This is a genomic window from Mesorhizobium sp. 128a, assembly GCF_053848025.1.
This window is the reverse complement of record NZ_JBSPKY010000070.1, coordinates 1-1,695: the sequence shown is the minus strand read 5'-3', so window position 1 is coordinate 1,695 and position 1,695 is coordinate 1. Positions and strand designations below refer to the sequence as shown.

1 protein-coding gene is annotated in these 1,695 nt (G+C 61.6%); it reads left to right on the top strand.

What is annotated here, in order from left to right; all coding sequences use genetic code 11:
* Positions 1 to 230: 230 nt before the first annotated feature.
* On the top strand, positions 231 to 1,695 hold a 1,465-nt coding region (locus ACWTU9_RS33085), incomplete at its 3' end, for a potassium transporter Kup (RefSeq protein WP_455861996.1).

Here is a 1,695-nt window from a genome sequence, read left to right as displayed (position 1 = left end):
GCACGGCTGCCGATGCGACCGAGTATTTCCAGATCCCCACGGGGCGCGTGGTTGAAATCGGCACGCAAGTCGCCATTTGACAAGTGTCCTCGCCGGAGCCCGCCAAAGCTGCCATGACCAGGCAGATCGCGAGAAGCCCCGCGTTGCAAGCATGAGTGCCATAACCTTACGGCACTTGATATTGCATCGCAGCAAGCGTAGAGCACCGCGCGCTTATCGGAGTGTCGTCCATGGCCCTTACCAACACTGGTAGTGAGGCAGAACCCGTCGAACAATCGAGCCATCCCGAAATCGAACAGCACAGCACCAAGGTGCTGATGCTGGGCGCGCTCGGCGTGGTCTACGGCGACATCGGCACCAGCCCGATCTACGCGTTCCGCGAGGCACTGGTGGCGTCGTCCGGCGGCGAGATCGCCGATCGCGGCGATATTCTGGGCGTTTTGTCGCTGATCATCTGGTCGCTGACGATCATCGTCACCATCAAATATATCAATTTCGTGTTGCGCGCCGACAACCGCGGCGAGGGCGGCGTGCTGTCGCTGATGGCATTGGCGCGCGGCAGTTTCCCGACGCGCTCGGCGATCATTCTCGCCGTCGGCATCGTGGGCGCGTCGCTGTTCTTCGGCGATGCCGTTATTACGCCGGCGATCTCGGTGCTGTCGGCGGTCGAGGGCATGAATGTCGTCACACCAACCTTCCAACCCTATGTCGTGCCGCTGACGCTGGTCATCCTCGCAATCCTGTTTTCGGTGCAGCGATTCGGTACCGGCGGTGTGGCATTGATCTTCGGGCCGATCACGGCGGTCTGGTTCCTGGCCATCGGCCTTTCCGGCCTCAACCACATCATCGCCGATCCGGAAATCCTGTGGGCGGTGAGCCCGCACTACATCGTCGCCTTCCTGATCAATTCCCCCGATGTCGCCTTCGTCACCATCGGCGCCATCTTCCTCGCCGTCACCGGCGCCGAGGCGCTTTATGCCGATCTCGGCCATTTCGGCCGCAAGCCGATCGTGCTCGCCTGGCTGGCGATCGTGTTTCCCTGCCTGCTGCTCAACTATGCCGGGCAGGGGGCTTTCGTGCTGGCCAAGAACGGCCATGTCGGTCATCCGTTCTTCGAGATGAACGAGGGCTGGACGCTGATCCCGATGGTTGTCCTGGCGACGGCGGCGACGGTGATCGCAAGCCAGGCGGTCATATCAGGGGCGTTCTCGCTGACCAGGCAGGCGGTGCAGCTCAACATGCTGCCGCGCCTGGAAATCCTGCATACGTCGGAACGGCAGTCCGGGCAGATCTACATGCCGCGCGTCAATTTGTTGCTGGCGCTGGTGGTGATGATGCTGGTGGTCGGCTTCGGCGAATCGAGCAAACTGGCCTCCGCCTACGGCATCTCGGTGACCGGCAACATGCTGGTGACGACGGTGCTGCTGTTCGTCGTCATGACGCGTATCTGGAAGTGGCGGCTGTGGGTAGCAGTGGCGATGACGGGATTGTTCCTGTTCATCGACATCGGCTTTTTTGCCTCCAACATCGTCAAGGTGTTCGAAGGCGGTTGGGCGTCTCTGGCGGTGGCTTTCGCCATCATCATGGCCATGTGGACCTGGGCGCGCGGCAGCCGCTACCTTTTCGAAAAGACCCGCCGCAACGAGATCCCGCTCGATTTCCTGGCCGGCAATCTGTTGAAGAAGAAGCCGCAAC